This is a genomic window from Haemophilus sp. 27098_8_127 (assembly GCF_041433495.1).
Lineage (GTDB): Bacteria > Pseudomonadota > Gammaproteobacteria > Enterobacterales > Pasteurellaceae > Haemophilus_D.
In genome coordinates this window covers 1-534 of record NZ_JAPWBP010000033.1, presented here as the reverse complement: position 1 = coordinate 534, position 534 = coordinate 1, and the positions used below count along the sequence as shown (strand labels likewise).

Below are 534 nucleotides of genomic sequence, written 5' to 3'. Positions count from 1 at the left end.
CGCACCTTCTCCCGAAGTTACGGTGCTATTTTGCCTAGTTCCTTCACCCGAGTTCTCTCAAGCGCCTGAGTATTCTCTACCTGACCACCTGTGTCGGTTTTCAGTACGGTTTAGATAAACCTGAAGCTTAGTGGCTTTTCCTGGAAGTGTGGTATCGGTTACTTCAGCTCCGTAGAGCCTCGTCATCATCTCTCGGTGTTAAAGAAGTCCGGATTTGCCTAAACTTCTCACCTACCAACTTAAACGCACATATCCAACAGTGCGATAACCTAACCTGCTCCGTCCCCACATCGCAGTTTATCCAAGTACGGGAATATTAACCCGTTTCCCATCGACTACGCTTTTCAGCCTCGCCTTAGGGGCCGACTCACCCTGCCCCGATTAACGTTGGACAGGAACCCTTGGTCTTCCGGCGAACGGGTTTTTCACCCGTTTTATCGTTACTTATGTCAGCATTCGCACTTCTGATACGTCCAGCTAACCTCTCGATTAACCTTCATCCGCTTACAGAACGCTCCCCTACCCAACAGACTT

General features: G+C 49.6%; 1 rRNA gene. It reads right to left on the bottom strand.

The features are described from left to right. Positions 1-534: ribosomal RNA gene (locus O3746_RS10370) — 23S ribosomal RNA — on the bottom strand; the annotation flags it as partial.